The organism is Pusillimonas sp., assembly GCF_029263785.1.
Lineage (GTDB): Bacteria > Pseudomonadota > Gammaproteobacteria > Burkholderiales > Burkholderiaceae_B > Pusillimonas.
Window position 1 is genome coordinate 1 of record NZ_JAJUFE010000039.1, and the last position, 22,906, is coordinate 22,906.

Genomic DNA, 22,906 nt, shown 5'->3' on the forward strand with positions numbered 1-22,906 from the left:
CGTGCAGATGGCCAATCCCGACGCCGACGTTGCCGTCGTCACGGGCGAGGGCTCGATTCAGATGAATATCCAGGAGCTGTCAACCTGCAAGCAGTATCATCTGTCGCCCAAGATTCTGTGCCTCAACAATCGATACCTGGGCATGGTTCGTCAGTGGCAGCAAATCGACTACGGTTCGCGTTATTCCGAGTCTTATGTCGACGCATTGCCCGATTTCGTGCGTCTGGTCGAAAGTTATGGTCACGTCGGAATGCGTATCGAAAATCCGGCCGATGTCGAGCCCGCGCTGCGTGAAGCTTTCGGAAAATACAAAGACCGTCTGGTCTTCCTTGACTTCATAACTGACCAGACCGAGAACGTGTGGCCGATGGTCAAGGCAGGCCGCGGACTGACCGAAATGCTGCTTGGCGCCGAAGATCTATAAGGATAAGGACAGAACAATGAAACATGTGATTTCCATCCTTCTGGAGAACGAGCCAGGCGCACTTTCGCGGGTGGTGGGCTTGTTTTCGGCCCGCGCCTACAATATCGAAACGCTGACTGTGGCCCCGACCGAAGACAGCACCTTGTCCCGCATGACTATCGTCACAGAAGGGTCCGAAGACGTCATTGAACAGATCACCAAGCACCTGAATCGTCTTATTGACGTCGTGAAGGTCGTTGATCTGTCCGAAGGACCCCATATCGAGCGTGAGCTGATGATGGTCAAGGTAAGGGCAGTGGGCAAGGAGCGCGACGAGCTCAAACGTATGGCGGATATTTTCCGCGGCCGCATTATTGACGTGACCGATAAGGCTTACACCATCGAACTTACGGGCGACCAGGAAAAGATCGAAGCGTTTTTGGGCGCGCTTGACCGTAGCGCCATCCTCGAAACCGTGCGTACCGGCGTGTCCGGTATTGGTCGCGGTGAACGCGTTTTGAAATTGTAATTAAAATCATGGGTTCGGCAGCGGTATTCGGCCCGTATTCAAACCTCGGAATTATTCAATCCAATCAGGGCCGGTCAGTCCGGCCCGCTACAAATACGCTTAGTTTGGAGCACTATAAATGAAAGTTTTCTACGACAAAGACTGCGACCTGTCCCTGATCAAGGGCAAGACGGTTGCCATTATCGGCTACGGTTCGCAGGGCCATGCGCATGCGCTCAACCTGCATGAGTCGGGCGTCAACGTCACGGTTGGCCTGCGCAAGGGCGGTGCTTCGTGGAGCAAGGCCGAAAACGCCGGCCTCAAGGTGCAGGAAGTTGCCGACGCCGTCAAATCGGCCGACGTCGTCATGATTCTCCTGCCTGACGAGAACATTGCCGAAGTCTATCGCAATCATGTTGAAGCCAACCTCAAGCCCGGTGCTGCACTGGCGTTTGCTCACGGTTTCAACGTGCACTATGGCCAGGTCAAGCCGCGTGCTGACGTCGACGTCATCATGGTGGCCCCGAAGGCTCCTGGCCACACGGTTCGCGGTACCTACCGTCAGGGCGGCGGCGTTCCTCACCTGGTTGCCGTGCATCAGGACGTCAGCGGCAAGGCCCGTGACCTGGCCCTGTCTTATGCCATGGCCAACGGCGGCGGCCGTGCCGGCATCATCGAGACCAACTTCCGTGAAGAAACCGAAACCGACCTTTTCGGTGAGCAGGCCGTTCTGTGCGGCGGCACCGTCGAGCTGATCAAGGCCGGTTTCGAAACCCTGGTCGAAGCGGGCTACGCTCCGGAAATGGCCTACTTCGAGTGCCTGCACGAGCTCAAGCTCATTGTCGACCTGATTTACGAAGGCGGCATCGCGAACATGAATTACTCGATCTCGAACAACGCCGAGTATGGTGAGTACGTCACTGGTCCTCGCATTGTCACCGAAGAAACCAAGAAAGCCATGCGCGAAGTCCTGAAGGACATCCAGACCGGCGAGTATGCCAAGAACTTCATTCTGGAAAACGCCGCCGGTGCGCCCAGCATCACCTCGCGTCGCCGCCTGAACGCCGAATCGCAGATCGAGCAGGTCGGTAGCCAGTTGCGAGCCATGATGCCCTGGATTGCCGCCAACAAGCTGGTGGACCAATCCAAGAACTGATCGGTTCTTCTGGTCGATTTGAAAGCACCCTGCACGCCGAAGCTTTGCTTCGGTTCAGTGCGGGGTGTTTTTTTACCATGTCACGGTGCAGTTGCAGCCGTCGTCACGGGCAAGTCGCTTGCTCAAGGTGGAGTGCTTAGCGTCGTTTTCAGTTATTCTAAATACAATGAATAAACCCTCTTATCCACACCCTGTCATAGCACGCGAAGGCTGGCCGTTTCTGGCGGGCATCGTTGTCATTTCGATCCTCGTCACCATCTGGTACGGCTGGGCAAGCATTCCATTTTGGGTGCTTTCTTTGTTTGTGTTGCAGTTTTTTCGGGATCCCCCCCGTCTGGCGCCCGATGGCGAGTACAACGTGCTCAGTCCTGCTGACGGGCGGATTGTAGTGGTGCAGGAAACCCAGGATCCCTATCACGAGAACCGCGATGCCCTGAAGATCAGCGTGTTCATGAATGTGTTCAATGTCCACTCGAACCGTTCTCCGGTTGATGGCCAGGTGCTTTCTGTCGATTATTTTGGCGGCAAGTTCTTCAATGCGGCACTTGACAAGGCATCCCTCGAAAACGAGCGCAATGCGATGGTTCTGCGCACCAGGCACGGCCACATCGTTACAGCGGTCCAGGTGGCGGGCCTGGTAGCCAAGCGGATTCTTTGCTATGCGAAGCCGGGCGACTCCCTATATCATGGTCAGCGCTACGGCTTCATTCGCTTCGGGTCGCGCGTGGACGTCTACTTGCCGAAGGGTTCGCGCCCGCGCGTCGCCATTGGCGACAAGGTCAGTGCCACCAGCACGGTGCTGGCCGAGCTCCCCGTACCGGAAGCCGGCCCCGAAGCTTGATTTAACCGCGCGAGGAAAGACACATGCCCCACTTTTCGGAAGAAAGCAGGCGCCGACGCAGCATTTACCTGTTGCCCAACGTCTTTACCACTGCCAATCTTTTTGCGGGTTTCTATGCGGTCGTCCAGGCTATTAACGGACGCTTCGAAATAGCGGCTATCGCCATCTTCGTAGCCATGATTTTCGACGGAATGGACGGTCGGGTGGCGCGTCTTACCAACACGCAGTCGGCATTTGGCGAGCAGTACGATTCCCTGTCCGACATGACCTCATTCGGCATCGCTCCGGCATTGGTGATGTATCAGTGGGTCCTGCAAGATCTGGGGCGTTGGGGATGGCTGGCTGCATTTATTTACGTTGTGGGCGCTGCGCTGCGTCTGGCCCGCTTCAACACTAATATTGCCGTGGTGGACAAGAGATTCTTTCAAGGCCTGCCCAGTCCTGCAGCCGCGGCATTGCTGGCCGGTTTCATCTGGATAGCGGTCGATAACCGTTTGCAGATGAGCGTCAGTACCATCGCTTGGTGCGCGTTCGTCGTTACCGTTTATGCCGGTATCGCCATGGTCACCAACACGCCGTTTTATAGCGGTAAGTCGTTCGCGCTGGGGCATAGCGTGCCGTTCTGGGTCATGCTGGTTCTGGTGGCGGTATTTGTATTTGTTTCCAGCGATCCGCCGTTGATGCTGTTTGGCCTTTTCGTGATTTACGGTCTGTCAGGCTGGGGCATCATGCTGTGGCGTTGGCGCCGGGCCCGGCAGTTGAATCGCATGCGTCATGAAGGCTTGCCCGACCCGGTGCCGGGAACCGAAGCCTCGCATACCATCAGCGTACGCCAGGACGAAGAGCCCCGCCCGTGATGTCTTGCCGCTTCCCGACCCGATGTGCTTCGCCCGGCCCTTAAAAAAAGGGCAGGAAGCGGTCAGGGTCGAAGCGGGGGTCTGGGCCGGGGTGAAAGCGCGTTACCTGTTTGCCGTCCGGCCCCATATACACGTACATCAATGAATTCCAGACTCCGTTCTGCAGATACCGGTAGCTCCATACTATCTGGCGCACAGAGGGAAGACCTACTCCGTCGATCTCGGCCGGGGGGCCGAATTCACATAACACCTGTTCGTCGGTCCAGGTGCCCTGGCCGAGTTTGGCAAAATTCTGATCGGTAAGAAGCTGCGTCACTTCGCCCACGCGGCCCTGCGAGTCGACATTCGCGCCCCAGGCAAACTGGCCAAACGGCTGGCGGCTCCAGATGACGCGCTGGCCTCCGTCGGGCAGAGGGCAGGAATAATTATGGCGGCCGAACTCGGATTCCACCTGCGCCAGCGGTGTGCCGGGCGCGACACTGGTCATCGAAGCACAGCCACCCAGCAGGGCGGCACTTAGCAGGGCAGTGAACGCGGCAAGACGAAAGGGAATCATGAGGGCCACCAAATCCGGTATAATGCTCAAGTCGTTAGATTACCTCATGCCCCGAGTGCATGGTGTGACGCTATCGATGTAATTGTTTCCTGTTTATCAATCACGTCCGGGCACCTCGGCCCTGACGCATGTTTACGAGGCTAAAAATGTCCGTTGCTGACATCAAAAAATCCGATATCGTCGCACAGTTTCAACGTACCCAAGGCGACACGGGTTCACCCGAAGTGCAGGTCGCGCTGCTTACTGCACGCATCAACGAGCTCACCGACCACTTCAAAACCCACATGAAAGACCATCATTCGCGCCGCGGACTGCTGCGCATGGTCAGCCGTCGCCGCAAGCTGCTTGATTATCTTAAAGGCCGTAACCCCGACGCATATCGTGCTCTGATCGAAAAGCTCGGTCTGCGTAAGTGATACCCGGGGCAGGTACCCCACTATGTACAACCGTGCACACCGCGACACCAGTCGCCGTGTGCACGGTTTTTTTATTGTAAGGAAATTCCGTAATGTTTAATAAAGTGACCAAGACGTTTCAGTATGGTCAGCATACGGTGGTTCTCGAAACCGGTGAAATCGCGCGCCAAGCTTCGGGCGCCGTACTGGCTTCGATTGGAGACTCCGTCGTTTTGGCTACCGTTGTTGCTGCCAAGCAGGCCAAACCCGGGCAAGACTTTTTCCCCCTGACCGTCGACTACGTCGAGAAAACGTATGCAGCGGGACGTATCCCCGGTGGGTTCTTCAAGCGTGAGGGCCGTCCGTCTGAAAAAGAAACCCTCACATCGCGCTTGATCGACCGTCCGCTGCGCCCCTTGTTCCCCGAGGGCTTCTATAACGATGTTCAGGTCATCGTGCACACCGTATCGGTCGACCCCGAGATCGACCCTGATATTGCTGCCATGATCGGCGCGTCGGCCGCGCTGGCAATCTCGGGAATCCCGTTCAACGGTCCCATCGGTGCGGCCCGCGTCGGTTATATCAATGGCGAATACGTCCTCAACCCCTTGTCCAGCCAGCTTGCGGAATCGCAACTCAATCTGGTTGTCGCCGGTACCGAGGCAGCGGTGCTGATGGTCGAGTCCGAAGCGAACGAGCTTTCGGAAGAAGTCATGTTGGGCGCCGTTGTGTTCGGTCACGAGCAAATGCAAGTGGCCATCAATGCCATTCATGAACTGGTTGCCGAAGCCGGAAAGCCGGAATGGGATTGGCAGCCTGCGCCCAGGAACGAAGCACTTATCACCGCCGTCAAGGCTGCCGGACAAGAGGGCCTGCAAGCGGCCTACAGCATCCGTCAGAAGCAGCAGCGCACTGCGCAGTTGCGTCAGGTGTATACCGATGTCAAGGCCAAGATGCTTGAACATGCCGCGGCGCGTGGCGAAGCGGCTCCCGACGAAGTCGAGATCGAAAACATCCTCTTCGATATCGAGTCCCAGATCGTTCGTAGCCAGATTCTTGCCGGCGAACCTCGCATTGACGGACGTGACACCCGCACGGTGCGCCCCATTAGCATCCGTCTGGGCGCCTTGCCGCGCGCGCACGGAAGTGCCCTGTTCACTCGCGGTGAAACCCAGGCTTTGGTGGTGGCAACGCTGGGTACCAAGCAAGACGAGCAGATCATCGATTCCATCATGGGTGAAACGCGCGACCGTTTCATGCTGCACTACAACTTCCCTCCGTTCGCTACGGGCGAGACCGGCCGTTTCGGTGTGCCCAAGCGTCGCGAGATTGGTCACGGGCGTCTGGCCAAGCGTGCGTTGATCGCAGTGCTGCCAGACCCGCAAGATTTCCAGTACACCATTCGCGTCGTCTCTGAAATCACCGAATCGAACGGATCATCATCCATGGCGTCGGTGTGTGGTGCTTCGCTGGCCATGATGGACGCCGGTGTGCCCATCAAGGATCACGTCGCAGGGGTCGCTATGGGTCTTATCAAGGACGGTGGCAAGTTTGCAGTTCTGACCGACATTCTCGGCGACGAAGATCACCTGGGCGACATGGACTTCAAGGTCGCGGGTACGCAAAACGGCATTACCGCGCTGCAGATGGACATCAAGATCCAGGGCATCACCAAAGAAATCATGCAGGTTGCACTGGCCCAGGCCCGCGAAGGCCGCCTGCACATCCTGAACGAAATGCGCGCGGCACTCGAAGGTTCGCGGACCGAGCTTTCCGAGTTTGCGCCTCGCATGCTGACGGTCAAGATCAACCCCGAGAAAATCCGCGATGTCATCGGCAAGGGAGGTGCCACGATTCGTGCACTGACCGAAGAAACCGGCACGCAGATCGATATCGGCGACGATGGCCTGATCACTATCGCCAGTGCTGATCTCGACAAGGCTCGCGAAGCCGAGCGCCGCATCAAGGAGCTTACAGCCGACGTCGAGGTAGGCCTTGAATACGAAGGGCCGGTGCTGCGTCTGCTTGATTTTGGCGCAATCGTCCAGGTCCTGCCCGGGCGCGACGGCTTGCTGCATATCTCCGAGATCGCCAACTATCGCATCAACAACATCAACGACATTCTCAAGGTCGGTCAGGTTGTGCGAATCAAGGTTATCGAGGCCGATGACAAGGGCCGTTTGCGCTTGTCCATGAAGGCAATCGGCGGGATCGAGGCACAAGGCGGACCAACTTCGGCTCCGGTGGCCGCGCCCGAGGCCTGATCGCTTCGCGCCAAAAGGCGGACAGGGCACATCATGTAGCTATGCCCTGATCCACCTTGATGTAAAGAACTCCCTTTCGGATTACCGAAGGGGATTTTTTTTGCCTGAAGTCCGTGGGTTGGCGCGGCGCGGGACGGCAGGAAGCCTGGATGTCAACCGCACACCATAATTCACTCTCTCTTGCGCCGACAAGTGGTGTATCGGCCTAGGCTGGAATGATGCATCCATTCCGACAATTGCAGACTGCTGACCGATTCTTTACTTTCTGACTGTGACCAAAGGGAGGTTGCCTTAGGCCTTATCGTCTGACTTGTTGGAAGCCAAATATGACAAGCGAATCCGATACGGGCGTGCGCTACTGGCGTGGTTTGGGGCTGTGGAACGTTTATTTCATTGCCAAGCTCATACTTTTTTGGGCCGGCTATCTGAACTTTCACGCTTATTACAACCTGGTTTTTGCATCGATCCTGTTGTTGCCCCTGCCGCCGCTATGGCTGCACAGGTTGCGGCACGTGTTGGCAATACCTGTGGGGATAGGGCTGTTGTATTACGACTCCTGGTTTCCACCGATTTCCCGGCTGCTGGAGCGTCCGGAAGTCTTGCAGTTCTCGGCGCCTTACCTTTTGGAGCTCGTCAACCGGTTCATCAATTGGAACATGGTCGGTGCCGGGATCTTGCTGTTTGTAGCCTGCCTGTTCCTTGCCCAGTGGGTCCGAGTGACGGTGTTGAGTGTAGGCGCCCTGGTCATTTGTTCGATGCCTGCAGAGTACGGCGGGCGTCAATTGCTGCAGAATTTACAGGCGGGCTATGCAACTGGCATTGATGTTCAGGCGCAGTCAGCCGGTCAACCTGGTGATGGATCGAAACGACCAGACGGAAACGGAGCAGCGATGGAGGAGGGTGCATCAGGTGCTGCTGTGCCCGCGACTACGCCGCGAACCCAGAGATCGATTACGGAAATATTGAATGGAGCGCTGGCCGCCTTTCATGAAGCTGAGGCCAAACGGACTTCTGCTTTCGGCGCGGATGCCGGCACTGCCCGCACCACCGATTTCGACATCATCGTCTTGAGCATCTGCTCGCTGGGGTGGTCAGATCTGTCGACGGCACAGCTCGACCAGCACCCTCTGTTCAGGAACATGGACGTAATTTTCGATAATTTCAATGCAGCAACGGCATACAGCGGGCCCGCCATCCGGCGCTTGCTAAGGGCGAGCTGCGGTCAGACTTCGCATTCAGCGTTGTACGACGATTCGCCAGATGATTGCTATCTGTTCGAGAATCTGCGGAATCTTGGATTTCAGACCCAGGCTGTGCTGAACCACAATGGCAAATTTCAGGATTTCCTTGGCGATCTCACGATGCATCCGAGTTTGGGAGAGCCGCTTATTCCCGAAGCTCTGCCGCCGCGCTGGACGGCCTTTGACGGCTCGCCTGTCTGGGGGGATTTCGAAACCCTGGACTACTGGTGGCAAATGCGTCCAACGGACGCTACCCGGCGCGCCACCTTATACAACTCCATTACCTTGCACGATGGCAATCGTGAAGCCACTGCAGATGGAGGAGGGCGTGCGGCACCTTATGCGACAAGAGGCAAGGCCTTGCTGGACGATTTGCATCATTTCATCAGACGGCTCGAAGGTCTTGGCAAGCCGGTCGTTGTGGTGTTCGTCCCTGAGCATGGCGCTGCGCTAAGTGGTGACCTCATGCAGATCGCCGGAATGCGAGAGATTCCTACGCCCGGCATCACCCATATTCCCGTGGGTTTGAAGATCATCGGTCACCCCGCCGGCTCGGCACCGGCGGGCCAGCGAATATCTGGTGACACGAGCTATCTGGCGCTTTCCGAATTGTTGTCCCGTCTGTTGCGGCAGTCGGTTTTCGACCAGGAAGCCATCGACTGGAGTGAACTGACCTCGGACCTGCCATTGACCCGGCCAGTGTCAGAGAATTCCGGCACCGTGCTGATGACATATAACGCCGTACCATTTGTTCGCTTGGGGGAGCGGGAGTGGATTCAATACCGGCAATAGATGTGATGCGTCAACTTTAAGAATGCAATGTCGCGACCCAGGTGGGGTCGTGCAAACGTCGCACGATTGGGGAGAACCGGATGGGGACTGGTTTGCGTCTGCTGCTTGCACCTGACGTGTATGGAGTTGCCCAGCGCCGCTATCAGCATTTGCGGCGGGACAGACAAATGGGCCGGACTGTGGCAAGCATCGTGGTTGGCTTAGTGGCCCTTGCGCATGCGCTCCTTCCGCTGGAAAGCGAGTCATGGCAGCACTGGTTGCAGCGCGCCAGGCCGTGGTTTATTCATTTGAATGCCAAGCCTTACCAGTTCGGCGACCCTTTGCGCTATCTGCTGCAGGCAGTATGGGTGGTAGGCGCGTTGGCCTTGCTGCGCCTGGATCGGCACGAAACAGCGCAACCCCGTCTTTATCGCTGGGCGAACAGAAAACTGCGCCAGTTTCGCCTTGTTGCGGCGCGTGACCTGCGCCGGGCGTCTGCAAGCCTGTTCAACAGGCTGGAACGACACATGAAGAGTTTGGGCGCGAGTCCTCGCTTGCCACGACCAGGAATCCGGTTTGTTGTATTTGCGATTGTGCTGGTGTGCTTCGTGCTTGTCGTCACGCAACCGCTCGAGCCGGCAGGACATGCTGTTTTTGTCGTCGTTCTGTTAAGTATTGCCCTGATCATAAGACGGGTGCCGGGACGCTTCGCGGTACTGCTGCTTATTGTATTTTCTTTCATCGCTTCCGGCCGGTATATCTGGTGGCGGTACACGGCTACTCTCCATTGGACGACGCCGCAGCACATGGCTTTCGGCCTGACCCTGTTGGTCGCCGAAACCTATTCATGGCTGGTGCTGGTGTTGGGCTACCTGCAGACAGCGTGGCCATTGCGACGCACGTTCCGTCCGCTGCCCCAGACGCAAGATTCCTGGCCTACGGTAGACGTGTTCATTCCAACCTATAACGAAGACCTGGCAGTTGTCAGGCCTACTGTTTATGCCGCAGCCGGTATCGACTGGCCCGAGGATAAGCTGCGGGTCCATTTGCTTGATGACGGCAATCGGGCGCAGTTTCGCGAGTTCGCCCGGCAGGCCGGGGTGAACTATACCGTTCGCCCTGACAGGCTTCATGCCAAGGCGGGCAACCTCAATTACTCGTTGCAGAAAACCAATGCTGACCTGATCGCCGTGTTCGATTGTGATCACGTGCCCGCAAGATCGTTCCTGAAGACGACGGCGGGTGAGTTTCTTGCAGATTCAAAACTTGCCCTCGTGCAAACACCTCATCACTTTTTCTCGCCCGACCCGTTTGAGCGCAATCTTGGTCATTTCGATAAGCAGCCCAACGAAAACACATTGTTCTATGGGTTGATTCAAGACGGTAACGACCTGTGGAATGCGGCGTTCTTTTGTGGCTCTTGTGCGGTGCTTCGCCGCAGCGCACTGGAAGACATCGGTGGCTTTGCCGTGGAAACGGTAACCGAGGATGCACACACAGCCTTGAGACTCCATCGGCGCGGTTACCGCTCGGCCTACCTTCGCATTCCGCTTGCCGCGGGACTGGCCACTGAGAATCTGGCGGCTCATATCGGTCAACGCATACGCTGGGCGCGCGGAATGATACAGATCTTCCGTACGGACAACCCGTTGATGGGGCGTGGCCTGACGCTTGCGCAGCGCCTGTGCTATTTCAACGCCATGCTGCACTTTCTGGCCGGCATCCCGCGCCTGATTTACCTGACGGCACCACTGGCCTTTCTGATGGCGCATGCCTACATCATCTATGCACCTGCATTGATGGTGGTCTTGTTTGTATTGCCTCATATGATGCATGCAAATGTGGCGAACTCGCGCATGCAAGGCGCATATCGGTACACCTTCTGGGGCGAGATCTATGAAACCGTCCTGTCCTGGTACATAGCGCTGCCGACGACGGTCGCCCTGTTCTCGCCCGCCAAAGGTGCGTTCAATGTGACAGCAAAAGGGGGGCGGATCGAGCAGCCTTACTTCGACTGGAAGATGGCCATGCCCTATGTATTGCTGGCAACAGCAAACATAGCCGGCCTGGGTTTTGGAGTCTGGCGCTTGTCGGCCGGTCCGACTGCCGAGGTCGGCACGGTGTTGTTGACGATGCTGTGGACCGTATACAACCTGGTATTGCTCGGCGGAGCGATTGCCGTAGCTGCAGAAACCCGCCAACCACGTCGCAGTCATCGTGTTTCCTCATCCATGAAGGCCGAAGTACACACGCGGGAGGGAACCTGGTTGCCGGCGACCCTGGTCGACTTTTCAGGTGGAGGAGTCGGGCTGGAACTTGAGACGGACCGGGAGTTTCAGCCACGCGAGCCGGTGGTGCTGAGGCTTTGGCAGGATCGGGAGCCGTACGACTTTCCAGCACATCTGAGTTCACGTTCCGGCAAGCACCTGGGTCTTGGTTTGGATCTGTTCACGCCAAAGCAACAGATGGAGTACTTGCAATGCACGTTTGGCCGCAGCGAGATCTGGCTCAATCGACAACATCAGTACCGCACGGATCGACCCATAAGAAGTGGCCTTGGGGTAGCGCGCGTCGCCGCGACGGGGTATTGGCGAATGCTGACCTATCTGCCCTCGCTGTTTCTGCGTGTCATCGAAGGTCCCCGGCATATCTTGAACTGGCTGTGGTCATTTGTTCCACATACTCCAGCCGCCTTTAGAAAAAGAGCGTGACCCATGCTTGATTCCCACGGTAAATATCTGCTGGCGTTCTGCATAGCCCTGGTCAGCGCTTCTTTTCCGAACCCGGCAATGGCCGACCCGTCACCGCCGTTGGCCGTAAGCACCCAGGCGGATCCGGATGCACCGCGAAGAACAATGGTCCTGCATATGGCCGATATGGCACAAGGACAGCAACATCGTTTGTGGGGCCGTCATCCCGCCGAGTCGCTGGAATTTACCTTGCGTCGTGATCAGGTGGTTGAAAGTGCGGCGTTGAACCTTGTCTTCACTCCTTCCCCGGTTCTGGAGCCGCGCCTGTCCCATCTGCGGGTTTACCTGAATGAAGAGCTGATGGGCGTGATTCCGGTGGAGCCAACTGAACAGAGCTTGCGTCAGACAAAGACCGTGACGCTGGATCCGCGAGTAATGACGCGCTTCAACCGACTGCGCCTGGAATTTGTCGGGCACTACAAAGGCGTCTGTGAAGACGAACAAAATAGCGCGCTTTGGCTGGATATCAGTCGTGATACCAGCGTCAGGATCGTGTCCCAGGCACTGCGAACCGTCAATGATCTTGCTTTTTTTCCTGAACCCTTCTTCGATGTCAGGGACATGTCGGCGCAGAGCATTCCCCTGGTGTTTCCCGCTGCGCCTTCCAGTGATCAGTTGCGCGCCGGAGCCATCCTTTCATCATATTTTGGCAGCTTGTCAAAGTGGCGACGTGCTCGAATTCCCGTGCATTACGGTTCGCTTCCAGTATCTAACGCGGTGGTGTTTGCGACTAACCACGCACGGCCCGGCGTGCTGGCCGGGTACCCGCGGGTTGATGGTCCCACCGTGGCCATGATCAGTCATCCGTCCAGTCCTTACCTCAAGTTGCTTCTGATACTCGGGCGTGATACGGCAGACCTTGTCACCGCGGCGTCTGCCCTGGCCATTGGCAACATGATTTTCCGTGGCCAAAGCGTTCAGGTGAAGGAAGTACAGCAGCTTGCACCGCGCATGCCTTACGATGCGCCGAATTGGGCGCCCGTCGACAGGCCGGTGGCGCTGTCTGAGCTGCTTGATTATCCGGAGCAACTGGATGTGTCTGGCATGCAACCCAGACCGATACTTGTCTCGTTGAATCTGCCGCCTGATCTTTTCGTGTGGCGCAACAGCGGCATACCCACGGCGATTCGATATCGCTATTCTTCTCCGCGCCATGCCGACGAATCGCGGCTTAGCCTGAGCTTGAATGGACGGTTCGTGAACAGTTATTTGCTGCATCCGCAGGATAGTGATTCCGGACTCGCCCGATTACGCCTGGCTGTGCGAGGTAGTGAGAACGTTGGCGATCGCGATCAGCTTGTCATGCCTGCATTGAAGCTGGGTGGCGAAAATCAGCTGCGCTTCGACTTCTCGTTCGCGGGTACAGGTGCAGTGGCCGGGCAGGACCAACCATGCCAGATACTCTCGAGTAGTGATTTCCGGGCGACCATTGATGAGCAGTCAACGATGGATTTCTCGGGTTTCCATCATTATTTGGAAATGCCGAATCTTCGTAGCTTCGCGGGAAGCGGATTTCCTTTCAGCAAAATGGCAGACCTGTCAGAAACCGTTGTCGTGCTACCGCGAACTCCCACCGCGGCACAGGCACAGACTCTTTTTGAAACCTTGGCGGGCATTGGTTCGCAGGTTGGCTATCCGGCGCTGGGCGTCCGCGTGAGCCACGACTGGAACGTGGCGCAGAACGAAGATGCCGACCTGCTTTTGATTGGGTCGACGCCTGACAGTCTCAAAGCGCGTCCCGATGCTCGCCTTTTGATGCTGGACGCACGATCCGCACTACAGCATGCGCGACAATCCAGGCATGCAGATGCGATGCCATCTCCCGTCGCTTACACGCGAGCCGGCCTGCGGTCCGAACGTGAAGCGACCAGCCGCGTGATGGTGAATTCTGTGGCTCCCATGGCGGCGATAGTTGGAATGCAATCCACGAGTCATCCGCAAAGAAGCGTCGTTGCATTATTGGGGACGACGGACGAAGACTTTCTGCTGCTACGTGACGCTTTGTCGGATTCAGGCAAACGCGATGTCATGCGTGGTTCGGTCGTGATCATCCGGGAGTCGGGTGTCTCGTCCGAGATGGTGGGCCCCCATTACTACGTGGGACACCTGCCCTGGTGGCAGAAAGTGTGGTTTGCCTTGTCGGACCAGCCCTTCGCGCTGCTGCTGGGCTCACTGCTCAGTGTCCTCACGATTGCCGTCCTGTTGTGGATCGGTCTTTACCGGGTGGCGCGTCGGCGCCTGCAGCATGTGGATTAGGCGGAGCCTCGCGATGATGGGCCTGACAATGGCGCTTGTTCAGGCCGGTACATCCTGCGCGCGTTGTGAGCTTTCTGACTGGAAGGATTGGCACGTTTTCCAGCGCGAGCTTATCGATTCCCAGGGCAGGGTAATTGACTACTCGGATGATCGCGAGATCACGACATCAGAAGGGCAAAGCTATGCCATGTTCTTTGCTCTCGTCGATAACGACCCCGTGCTGTTTCGTCGTTTGTTGCGCTGGACTGAACGCAACCTGGCAAAGGGTGATCTGACTGCGCACCTGCCTGCCTGGTTGTGGGGTCGAGACGAGGAAGGCAACTGGGGAGTATTGGACGGGAACTCGGCGTCAGATGCGAATTTATGGATAGCCTATTCCTTGCTTGAGGCAGGGCGGTTGTGGAAGGAGCACTCCTACTCTGCCTTGGGGAACCTGATGCTGCAACGGATCGCAAAAGAAGAGACTGAAAGCCTTCCTCCTTTCGGAACCTTGCTGATTCCAGGCAAGGCAGGTTTTCTGTCAGAAAGCGGGGGGCGGCTTAACCCCAGCTATCTGGCGCCGCAGTTGCTGGCGCGCGCCCATGCGGCATTGCCCGGTTCGGTCTGGGGGCGGGTCCTGGAAAGTTCGGTAGGGTTTCTTGTTCAGTCGGCACCTCTTGGTCTGGCCCCCGACTGGGTCGATCTGCATCGTGGTGAGATAGAACCTTCCACCGCTGGGCGCGTTGGCAGTTATAACGCCATCCGTGTGTATCTATGGATCGGAATGTTGCATGACGCCGCGCTGAGTGCTGCACGGCTAAAAGCGCATTTTGGACAGGCCTCCGCTTATCTGGAAGTCGATGGAGGGGTCGCCGAGCGCGTTGACATACTGGACGGAAGTGCATCGGAAGCCGGACCCCTTGGCTTTTCTGCTGCGATGCTGCCCCTGTTTCGCCATACGGAGTTTGGACAACGACTTCGTGAAAGCCTTGCATCATTCACGGAGATGCCCACGGGCTACTACAACCGAGTTCTCTACCTGTTCGGCACCGGCTGGGATGAAAAGCGCTTTGCCTTTGATGAAAACGGCTATCTGCTTCCGGCATGGCGGAGGTGCCGATGAAGTTCCTTGTCTACGGGCTGAGCGTGTCTGTTCTGTGGGCGGCGACAGCTTGTGTCCCTGTCGCCTGGGCAGAGAATAATGTTGAAGGCGAATCGCCGAGCGGGCCGTCTGGGGAGGCATTGCTGTTGCAGCAGATCCGCTTGGGCGAAACCCTGTATCGCGACGACATCGTCACGGATGCGGCAAACAGGCTCGAGCGGATTCAAGAAAATCATCCCCAAGCCATGCTTGCCCGCTTGCGCATTGCCGTTCGCCTGCGACAAGACCTTGAGGCTCAGCGTCTGCTTGATCGATTGGAGCGTCTGGCACCTCACACATCCGAGGCCATCACCGGCCGGACTCTGGTTCGGCTTGCCGAGCCCGGCTCCGTGAGCTCGCTTACACAGGGCCGGTTATTCTCGGCAGTCGGTCGGGTCGAAGATGCCCTTTACATATACGACGGCTTGCTGCAAGGAGTGTACCCCACTGTTGATATCGCCCTTGAATATTGGCAGCTTTACGCGCGCCAGCCTGGATTGCGGAACGCGGCAATCGCGCAGTTGCAATCGTTGGCCGAGGACTATCCAAGCCATGCCCCCTTGCTCACTGCAGTAGCCAATCAGCTATTCACAGCAGACAGACCTGAAGAAGCACTTCGGTATTTGCGCAGGCTATCCGAGTTGAAGGCACACCGCGTCTCTGCGGCTACACGAGAATACGATTACCTTGTCACTTTGCCCGTCAACTCGGCAAATCGTGAGCATTGGCGAGACTTCGCCCAAACCTATGGTGATCTCGAGATTGGCGCGCATGGCCGCCATGAACTGGCGCGTTTCGATGCAAAATTGAACGACCCGGCTTGGCAGGGCGGCCAGAAAGGGCTGCAAATGATTGAAGATGGCAAAGGAGCTGAAGCACTGCAACAGCTCCAGGCAGCCTTCTTTGCCTATCCCGACAACGTGGAGTTCGCAGGGTCGCTTGGCATTGCCTATTTGCGGGCAGGAGATCGCGAGCAGGCGCTTTACTACTTTGAGCTTGCCAAGGCCAAAGAGCCGCGCGTTGATCGCACCTATCGATGGGTAAGTTTGATCGGATCTACCCGGTATTGGCTGCTTCTGGAGCAGGCTGCCCACGCGGAGAAGACCGGGGATTGGGCTCGCGCCAAGCGGCTTTATTCGCAGGCTCTTGCTCTTGAGCCACAGAGCCCGTTTGCCCGCATCGGGATTGCTGACAGCGCAAGCGCCTTGGGCCAGCAGGCAGAGGCGTGGCGTCATTACAAGCTGGCACTGCGCATGTTTGCGCAAGAAGCGTCCGTGCTGCGGGGCGTATCACGTTTCCTCGAGAGCTTGCCGCCCGACGAGGCTTTGAGCCTGACGAACGAACTTCCGTCCGGGCGCTATCCGGCTCTGGCCCCGTTGCAAAAACGTCTGCATGTACGCCTGCTTCAGCAGCGGGCAGAGAGGGCCACCGAAGAACAACGCTGGGAGGATGCCGAGACTGCTTTGTTGCAAGCGCAGGAGCTGGACGCGGATGATCCATGGATCAGCTACGGATTGGCGCGCGCCATGCGCGAACAAGGACGGGGCGACCAAGGTTTGCTTGCGTTCAATACTCATTTGGATCGACATCGGGGCGCGCCTGGCAGCCACTACGCACACGGGTTGCTTCTGGCGGCTGTGGGGCAAGACCAAGCGGCCCTGGAAACACTGGCGTTGGTGCCACGCTCGAGCTGGGACGAACGCATGACACAACTCGAAGTCCGCTTGCTGGACACCCTGGCAATCCGTCAGGCTCGAGCCTATCGCGAGGCAGGTCAAAGCGCAGCGGCGGTGGCGCTCCTCGAGGAACGGCCTGACTCCATTGAAACCCGTCTTCAGGTGGCTCGGTGGGCCCAGGAGGACGGCGACTATCCGAAAGCACTGGCCAACTATGGGGCCGTCTTGCGCATGGACAGCGCAGATATCGATGCCAGGCTGGGTCAGATCGAGGTGTGGGCAGCGCAGGGCAGGACAGCCAGTGTTCTTGCCGCGCTGACGAGAAACGATTTTGATCTGCCTTCGCAACCCACCGGCGTCCACAGGCGCATCGCGGAATTATGGTTGGTGTTGGGCGATGAGCAGAGCGCGCGTCAGGTTCTGCTGGAGCGATCAAAGAACCTGGCGCCGTCTGAACGCGCTCCGTTGTTGCACCGGGATCTGGCGCGCCTGACCAGAACGTCGGATCCTGGGTCTGCGCTCGACCAGTACGCCAGGGCCATGGCCGATGCAGACCTGTTGCCGCGCTTACCACCAGATTCCCCTCGCGACGATATAGCCTTTACGCGTGCCACGCGCGTAAATAATGACGATAGCTGGCTTGAGCGCGGGATTCGGCGTGAAGCACAAGAGCTTTACGAACAGCAGAATCCGACACTGACGTTGCATAACGATCGGTGGTGGCGCCGTGACGGAACGCCTGGATTGTCCCGGCTTCACGCTGACACAACCATGCTGCAGCTTGATTATCCGGTATTCGGAGGACGGGGATTTGTGCGGGCCGACCACGTTCGCATGGACGCCGGGACGTTGGAGCCGGACAGCGATGGCGTATATCGGGGCGAGTTTGGGAGCTGTTCGTTTGAAGCAGCCAATACAGCAACCGGCTGGCAGGCACTGCCGGCATGTACTAGCGGTTTCAGGCAGAGAGCCATAGGCACCAGCGTGGCACTGGGTTGGCAAGGCGAGCGGTTTGCCTTTGATCTGGGTACAACGCCGATGGGATTCAAAGTGACCAACTGGACTGGTGGGGTTGGTTATTCGGGTAAGCTGGGATCGCTAGGCTGGCGCATGACGGCTTCGCGGCGTCCCATGTCCAACTCACTGCTCTCGTTCGCGGGAGCTACCGACCCCTCGACTGGCATTGAATGGGGAGGGGTGATGGCCACAGGCGGTGCCTTGAGCCTGAGCTGGGACCAGGGTCAGGAAAATGGAGTATGGGCCGATATCAGCCATCATCGGCTTACTGGAAAAAATGTCGACGATAATCATCGAACCCGGATCATGGGTGGTTACTATCGCCGACTAATAAATAAGAACCACGAAGTTCTGTCTGCGGGCGTCAACCTGATGTACTGGAAATACCGCAAAGACCTGGGTGATTATTCGTTGGGACAGGGCGGCTACTATAGTCCCCAACGTTATATCGCGGTTTCACTTCCCGTCAGTTATGCGCGACGCACCTCCGACTGGTCATTCTTGCTGGAAGGTTCAATAGCTCGATCTTTCGCGCGCAGCACTGGCCCAGAAGACAGCAGCCGTAGTTCAAGCACCGGCTATCGTGTGGCCGGGTTTGTCGAGAGACGACTGGCTGACAATTGGGTTTTGGGCGCGGGCATTGATTTTCGTCGCAGCAAGGATTACTCGCCCAGCCACTTCATCGTGTATTTGCGATACACCTTCAAGCCGTGGCAAGGGGACCTGCCGCTGGGTCCGGGCCCTTTGATACCTTATGCGGAGTTCAAATAGACTTGTGGATCGGTTGGGTAGCCCAGGCGTCGCTATTCTTGCTTGCCACTACTGGTTGATGAGCCGTCACCGCCAGAACCTTGCGTCTGCCTGGATGCGTCGCCGTCCTTACCGGCTGTCCCGTGTCCCGTGCCGGTGCCTGTACTTTCCGTGTCGGTGCCTTCGTTGCCACTGAAGTCGTCCTTGTCACCGGTCTCCTTTCCCGTCGGCTTTCTCTCCTGATAGTCCGGAGTGCTGGCCTTGTCCGAGCGGCTATCCGCTCCATCGGACTGGGGCGCGCTGCCGTCGTTCCCAGTGACGCCGGTCGACGCCGCGTTGGTCGAGGTAGTGGTGACGGCGCTGGCGGCCTCCGGTGCCGGGCTCACTTGTGAGTGGCCGGGTATCGACCAAGCAAGCGCCAGCGCGCATAGGCAAAAAATGATTGGGGTTTTCATGGTGCTCTCCTGGGTGATACGCTTGGGCGCCAGATGGCGCGGCTAGGAAAAGCGTAGCAACCTGATAGAGCACGTGGCGTGCCCGGCATGGCGGGCTAGATTTTCACTGGTGCCCGAGACCGGAATCGAACCGGTACGATCGCAATGATCGAGGGATTTTAAGTCCCTTGTGTCTACCTATTCCACCACTCGGGCAATGCAGAAAATACGGCAGGCAGTGTAGCCCGGCATTATCGCATAGTTGCGTGGTGCAATAAACTCGATGCCGTCCGTATTCCGCCGTGAGTAGAATCCGAGAGGTAGTGTCTGTCATTTAGTATGGCTGGCAAACACCGATAGCAGTTCTCAAGAGACACTTATGAAATCTCGCGTTGGCCTTGTAGTTGTCGTTTTGATGCTGGCGGTCATCGCGTGGCTTATCGCTGCGCGATTATCGGGTGTGGCGCTGCCTGCCTACGAAGTGGCCGAACAGCCCCTGGTGCAAACGGTAGTGGCAACGGGCCGGGTGTCCTCCATTTCGCGTGCGCAAGTGGGCAGTACCATCACGGGCGTAGTGGTCGAACGCCGCGTGCGAGAAGGAGACAAGGTCAAGCCGGGAGACATTCTCGCCGTATTGCGCGCCGACGACCTTGAAGCAGCCTTTAATGAGGCGCAGGCGGCCTTGGCCGAGCTGCAGCAGTCAACCCGTCCGCAAGCCGATGCAGCCCTTCGCGAAACTGAGGCGGCGCTGGATCAGGCGCAACGCGAGGCGCGGCGTCGCCGAGAACTTTTCAAGGAACGAGCCATTTCTCGTGAGGAGCTCGAGCGGGCCACCCAGGCGGAAGCTGCGGCTCTCGCAGCGGCGGAACGCGCGCGCCTGGTGGCACAAGCGCTGGCCAGCGGCCAGCCCAATGAGGTGGTTGCACGTGCGCGCGTAGCCAGTGCACGGGCACAGTTGGACAAGACAATAATTCGGTCTGAGGTGTCCGGCACTGTTTTGACTCGTAACGCCGAGCCAGGCGATCTCGTGCAACCTAGTCGCGTGTTATTCGAAATTGCCCGGGATGACGAAATCGAAGTGTTGGTTCCGCTCGACGAGCGAAATCTGGAGGTTCTGGAGCTGGGGCAAACAGCAGTATGCATTGCCGATGCCTATCCATCGCAACCTTTCAATGCAAAGGTACGCCTTATTGCTCCCAGCGTTGATCCACAACGAGGTACGGTCGATATCCGGCTGTTGGTAGAAGACCCCCCTGAATTCCTGCGCCAGGACATGACGGTGTCAGTCAATGTCGAAACTGGGAGGCGGGACCGGGCCGTTGTCGTACCGAATGATGCCCTGGCTATTCTGGATGGCGATCGGGCCGAAGTGTGGGTGGTGGCTGCTGGCCGAAGCCAGCGGCGTGCGGTGCAACTGGGTCTCCGTGGGTTGACGCGTAGCGAGGTCACCCAGGGTTTGCAGTCAGGCGACATTGTGTTGGCAGATGGGCGTGCCGGCACGATTCGAACTGGCGAGCGTGTTCGACCGGTATTGGGAGGCTTCCCGACGGAAGTTGCTGATACATCCACGCGTAAAGAACTTCCCATGCAAATGGACTGATGCGCATGTGGATCGAATGGACCATCGCCATCAGATTCTTGCGTGAAGGCAAGGCTCAGACCCTGCTTATTCTGATTGGAATAGCGGTGGGCGTGGCCGTTATCGTTTTCTTGAGTGCACTTATTGCGGGGCTGCAAGCGAATATTGTGGAACGAACGCTGGGTACTCAGGCACACATCAAGGTGGAACGCGCCGAGGAGGTCAATGTGATCGTGCCCCCTCCAGAGGGAAGTGCGCACCTCGTGCTTGAAGACAAACGAGCCCAGCGGCTGCGATCGATCAATAACTGGCAGCAAGTGCGCGACTCCCTGGATTCCTTCCCTCGTGTAGTGGCGGTTTCACCCCTCGTGACCGGGCCGGCCTTCGCGCGCCGCGGTGATGCCTTGGCGTCAGTTGCCTTGATGGGGGTGGATGCAAGGCGCTATCAGCGAATTGTGCCCATCCAGGACGACATCGTCGCGGGCCAGTTCCGCATCGAGGCCGACGACGCAGTTATCGGAAAGCAATTGGCGCACGATCTGGGCTTGCGCGTGGGGCACAAGCTGCGACTTGACGGCGGCCAGGGTCGTGAAAGCATTGTCAATGTCACTGGTATCTTCGAACTGGGCGTACGTGAGCTGGATGCGCGATATGTATTCTTGAATATGAAGCGCGCACAATCGCTGCTTGATCTGCCTGGTGCCGCCACCACCATTGATCTCAAGGTTGACGATATTTTTGATGCCGAGCAGATTGCCACGCGCATTGCTCGCCTGACAGGGCTGAAGACTGAAAGCTGGATCGCCACCAATTCGCAATTGGTGAATGCTTTGAGCTCGCAGCGCATAGCGTCGCGAATGATCAACGTTTTCGTCGCTTTAAGTGTGGCCCTGGGGATAGCCAGCGTATTGTCGGTCAGTGTCGTACAACGCACGCGCGAGATCGGTATTCTGCGTGCCATGGGCATGCGCCGTCCACAGGTATTGCGGGTCTTCTTGCTGCAGGGCGCCTTGCTGGGGCTGATCGGGTCGCTGATTGGCGGGCTGGCAGGACTCGGTCTGGTCACAGCATTCAACGAGTTCGGACCAAGACTGTTCTTTATTCCATTACCCCCGGTGTTGCTGCTTGCCGCTTCCGCGCTTGCAACGCTTACCGGTTTGCTGTCTGCAGCGGTGCCGGCGCGCCGTGCTTCCGGTCTGGATCCAGTTGAGGCAATACGACATGTCTGAACACGATTCCGAACAGGAGGTGCTGCGGCTTGAAGGTCTGCGAAAGAGCTACAACATCGGCAAGCCCACCGAGGTTGAGGTGTTGCACGGCATCGACTTCCTATTGCGGCGCCGCGATTTTGCTGCATTGGTTGGTGCATCGGGATCAGGCAAGAGTACGCTTCTGAATGTGCTTGGCTTGCTCGACAGGCCGACAGCGGGCAAGTTGTACTTATTGGGAAAGCCGACCCACGAGATGGACGATGCCCAGCGTACGGCCCTGCGCGGCAGCGAGATCGGCTTCGTATTTCAGTTTCATCATCTGATCCAGGCTTTTTCCGCACTGGAGAACGTGCTGATGCCGATGATGGTAATCGGGGGGCGCCCAGCGCCGAAGTATGTCGACCGCGCCTATGAATTGCTCGAGCAGGTCGGGCTCAGGGGCCTCGAGCAACGCCGGCCCGACCAACTGTCGGGAGGCCAGCAACAGCGTGTTGCCGTTGCACGGGCCCTGATAGCCAGACCAGCCTTATTGTTGGCCGATGAACCTACTGGCAATCTCGATAGCAAGTCTGCCGCCGAAGTATTTGAACTGTTCAGGAAGTTCAATCGCGAGTTCGGTTGTGCGGTGTTGCTGGTAACCCACGACCCGAGACTGTCCGATCAATGCGACCGGACACTGACGCTGGTGGATGGGAATCTTCAGAGTGACGTCAGGACGGAAATAGGCCCTGCGAGATAGGGGGATGTGGCGGAAGCGGTGAGATTCGAACTCACGGACGGGTTGCCCCGTCGCCGGTTTTCAAGACCGGTCCATTCAACCACTCTGGCACGCTTCCGTAAGGGTAGGCAGTGTACCGCATAGAGAGGCGGCTTGTCATGAGGCGGGGCCAGACTCCAGCCGTAGCGGGGGTGGGCGATAATAAGCAGCGAATCGAATAAGGGTGCCTTGGACACGTTCGCGCCTGGGCACATCAATTTTTGTAGGAGTCAAAATGAGAGCCGTAGAAATAACGAAGCCGGGTGGACCAGAGGTGCTGGTGCCTGTCGAACGTCCTATGCCTGAACCAGGCGCAGGAGAGGTGCTGATCAAGGTTTCTGCGGCGGGGGTGAACCGGCCTGAC

The 22,906-nt window shown here is 57.8% G+C and carries 17 protein-coding genes, 2 tRNA genes and 1 pseudogene; 16 read left to right on the forward strand and 4 right to left on the reverse strand.

Going from position 1 to position 22,906, the window contains the following annotated elements:
• The 5 genes from Q1J88_RS09690 to pssA form a co-directional block, all read left to right on the forward strand.
• The coding region (locus Q1J88_RS09690) for a thiamine pyrophosphate-dependent enzyme (RefSeq protein ID WP_301117455.1) at positions 1–424 on the forward strand (424 nt) is incomplete at its 5' end.
• Positions 425–440: 16 nt separating this feature from the next.
• Positions 441–932: an acetolactate synthase small subunit gene (gene ilvN / locus Q1J88_RS09695; protein WP_301117456.1), complete on the forward strand. Its 492-nt coding sequence runs from the start codon at positions 441–443 to the stop codon at positions 930–932.
• 118 nt (positions 933–1,050) lie between these two features.
• Positions 1,051–2,067: a ketol-acid reductoisomerase gene (gene ilvC, locus Q1J88_RS09700; RefSeq protein WP_301117457.1), complete on the forward strand. Its 1,017-nt coding sequence runs from the start codon at positions 1,051–1,053 to the stop codon at positions 2,065–2,067.
• Positions 2,068–2,233: 166 nt separating this feature from the next.
• Positions 2,234–2,908, forward strand: a complete 675-nt coding sequence (locus tag Q1J88_RS09705) for a phosphatidylserine decarboxylase (RefSeq protein ID WP_301117458.1) — start codon at positions 2,234–2,236, stop codon at positions 2,906–2,908.
• 23 nt (positions 2,909–2,931) lie between these two features.
• Complete coding sequence (pssA, locus tag Q1J88_RS09710; RefSeq protein ID WP_301117459.1) at positions 2,932–3,765, forward strand: CDP-diacylglycerol--serine O-phosphatidyltransferase; 834 nt, start codon at positions 2,932–2,934, stop codon at positions 3,763–3,765.
• Between the two features lie 40 nt (positions 3,766–3,805).
• Here pssA and Q1J88_RS09715 read toward each other — a convergent pair whose 3' ends face one another.
• Positions 3,806–4,321, reverse strand: coding sequence for a hypothetical protein (locus tag Q1J88_RS09715; protein WP_301117460.1), 516 nt, complete (start codon positions 4,319–4,321; stop codon positions 3,806–3,808).
• Positions 4,322–4,467: 146 nt separating this feature from the next.
• Between Q1J88_RS09715 and rpsO the strand changes: the two genes are divergently transcribed.
• From rpsO to bcsC, 7 genes are all read left to right on the forward strand, one after another.
• Positions 4,468–4,737, forward strand: a complete 270-nt coding sequence (gene rpsO / locus Q1J88_RS09720; RefSeq protein WP_301117461.1) for a 30S ribosomal protein S15 — start codon at positions 4,468–4,470, stop codon at positions 4,735–4,737.
• Positions 4,738–4,829: 92 nt separating this feature from the next.
• The gene (pnp, locus tag Q1J88_RS09725; RefSeq protein ID WP_301117462.1) at positions 4,830–6,980 is read left to right on the forward strand and encodes a polyribonucleotide nucleotidyltransferase; all 2,151 of its coding nucleotides are present in this window, start codon (positions 4,830–4,832) and stop codon (positions 6,978–6,980) included.
• 326 nt (positions 6,981–7,306) lie between these two features.
• A complete protein-coding gene (gene bcsG / locus Q1J88_RS09730) occupies positions 7,307–9,013 on the forward strand; it encodes a cellulose biosynthesis protein BcsG (RefSeq protein ID WP_301117463.1) in 1,707 nt (568 codons plus the stop codon).
• Positions 9,014–9,105: 92 nt separating this feature from the next.
• Positions 9,106–11,703, forward strand: coding sequence for a UDP-forming cellulose synthase catalytic subunit (gene bcsA, locus Q1J88_RS09735; RefSeq protein WP_301117464.1), 2,598 nt, complete (start codon positions 9,106–9,108; stop codon positions 11,701–11,703).
• 3 nt (positions 11,704–11,706) lie between these two features.
• Positions 11,707–13,998: a cellulose biosynthesis cyclic di-GMP-binding regulatory protein BcsB gene (bcsB, locus tag Q1J88_RS09740; RefSeq protein WP_301117465.1), complete on the forward strand. Its 2,292-nt coding sequence runs from the start codon at positions 11,707–11,709 to the stop codon at positions 13,996–13,998.
• Positions 13,999–14,011: 13 nt separating this feature from the next.
• Positions 14,012–15,100, forward strand: a complete 1,089-nt coding sequence (gene bcsZ / locus Q1J88_RS09745) for a cellulose synthase complex periplasmic endoglucanase BcsZ (RefSeq protein WP_301117466.1) — start codon at positions 14,012–14,014, stop codon at positions 15,098–15,100.
• The gene (gene bcsC, locus Q1J88_RS09750; RefSeq protein WP_301117467.1) at positions 15,097–18,582 is read left to right on the forward strand and encodes a cellulose synthase complex outer membrane protein BcsC; all 3,486 of its coding nucleotides are present in this window, start codon (positions 15,097–15,099) and stop codon (positions 18,580–18,582) included. Before bcsZ ends, bcsC begins: the two co-directional genes overlap by 4 nt.
• 32 nt (positions 18,583–18,614) lie before the next feature.
• Here bcsC and Q1J88_RS09755 read toward each other — a convergent pair whose 3' ends face one another.
• Both Q1J88_RS09755 and Q1J88_RS09760 read right to left on the reverse strand, forming a co-directional pair.
• Positions 18,615–19,016 carry a hypothetical protein gene (locus Q1J88_RS09755; RefSeq protein WP_301117468.1) on the reverse strand — a complete coding sequence of 134 codons (402 nt, stop codon included), beginning with the start codon at positions 19,014–19,016 and terminating at the stop codon, positions 18,615–18,617.
• Positions 19,017–19,123: 107 nt separating this feature from the next.
• Positions 19,124–19,211, reverse strand: a tRNA-Leu gene (locus Q1J88_RS09760).
• A gap of 163 nt (positions 19,212–19,374) precedes the next feature.
• Between Q1J88_RS09760 and Q1J88_RS09765 the strand changes: the two genes are divergently transcribed.
• The 3 genes from Q1J88_RS09765 to Q1J88_RS09775 are packed head-to-tail and all read left to right on the forward strand — an operon-like array spanning position 19,375 to position 22,524.
• On the forward strand, positions 19,375–20,595 hold the full coding sequence (locus Q1J88_RS09765) for an efflux RND transporter periplasmic adaptor subunit (RefSeq protein WP_301117469.1): 1,221 nt from the start codon (positions 19,375–19,377) through the stop codon (positions 20,593–20,595).
• Between the two features lie 5 nt (positions 20,596–20,600).
• Positions 20,601–21,803, forward strand: coding sequence for an FtsX-like permease family protein (locus Q1J88_RS09770; RefSeq protein WP_301117471.1), 1,203 nt, complete (start codon positions 20,601–20,603; stop codon positions 21,801–21,803).
• Entirely contained in the window at positions 21,796–22,524 is a 729-nt protein-coding gene (locus tag Q1J88_RS09775) for an ABC transporter ATP-binding protein (protein WP_301117472.1), read from the forward strand. The genes Q1J88_RS09770 and Q1J88_RS09775 overlap by 8 nt, the downstream gene beginning before the upstream one ends.
• A gap of 7 nt (positions 22,525–22,531) precedes the next feature.
• On the opposite strand, the gene Q1J88_RS09780 is transcribed toward Q1J88_RS09775, so the two are convergent.
• Positions 22,532–22,621, reverse strand: a tRNA-Ser gene (locus tag Q1J88_RS09780).
• A 156-nt stretch (positions 22,622–22,777) separates the two neighbouring features.
• Here Q1J88_RS09780 and Q1J88_RS09785 point away from each other — a divergent pair.
• Positions 22,778–22,906: pseudogene (locus Q1J88_RS09785) on the forward strand (NAD(P)H-quinone oxidoreductase); the annotation flags it as partial.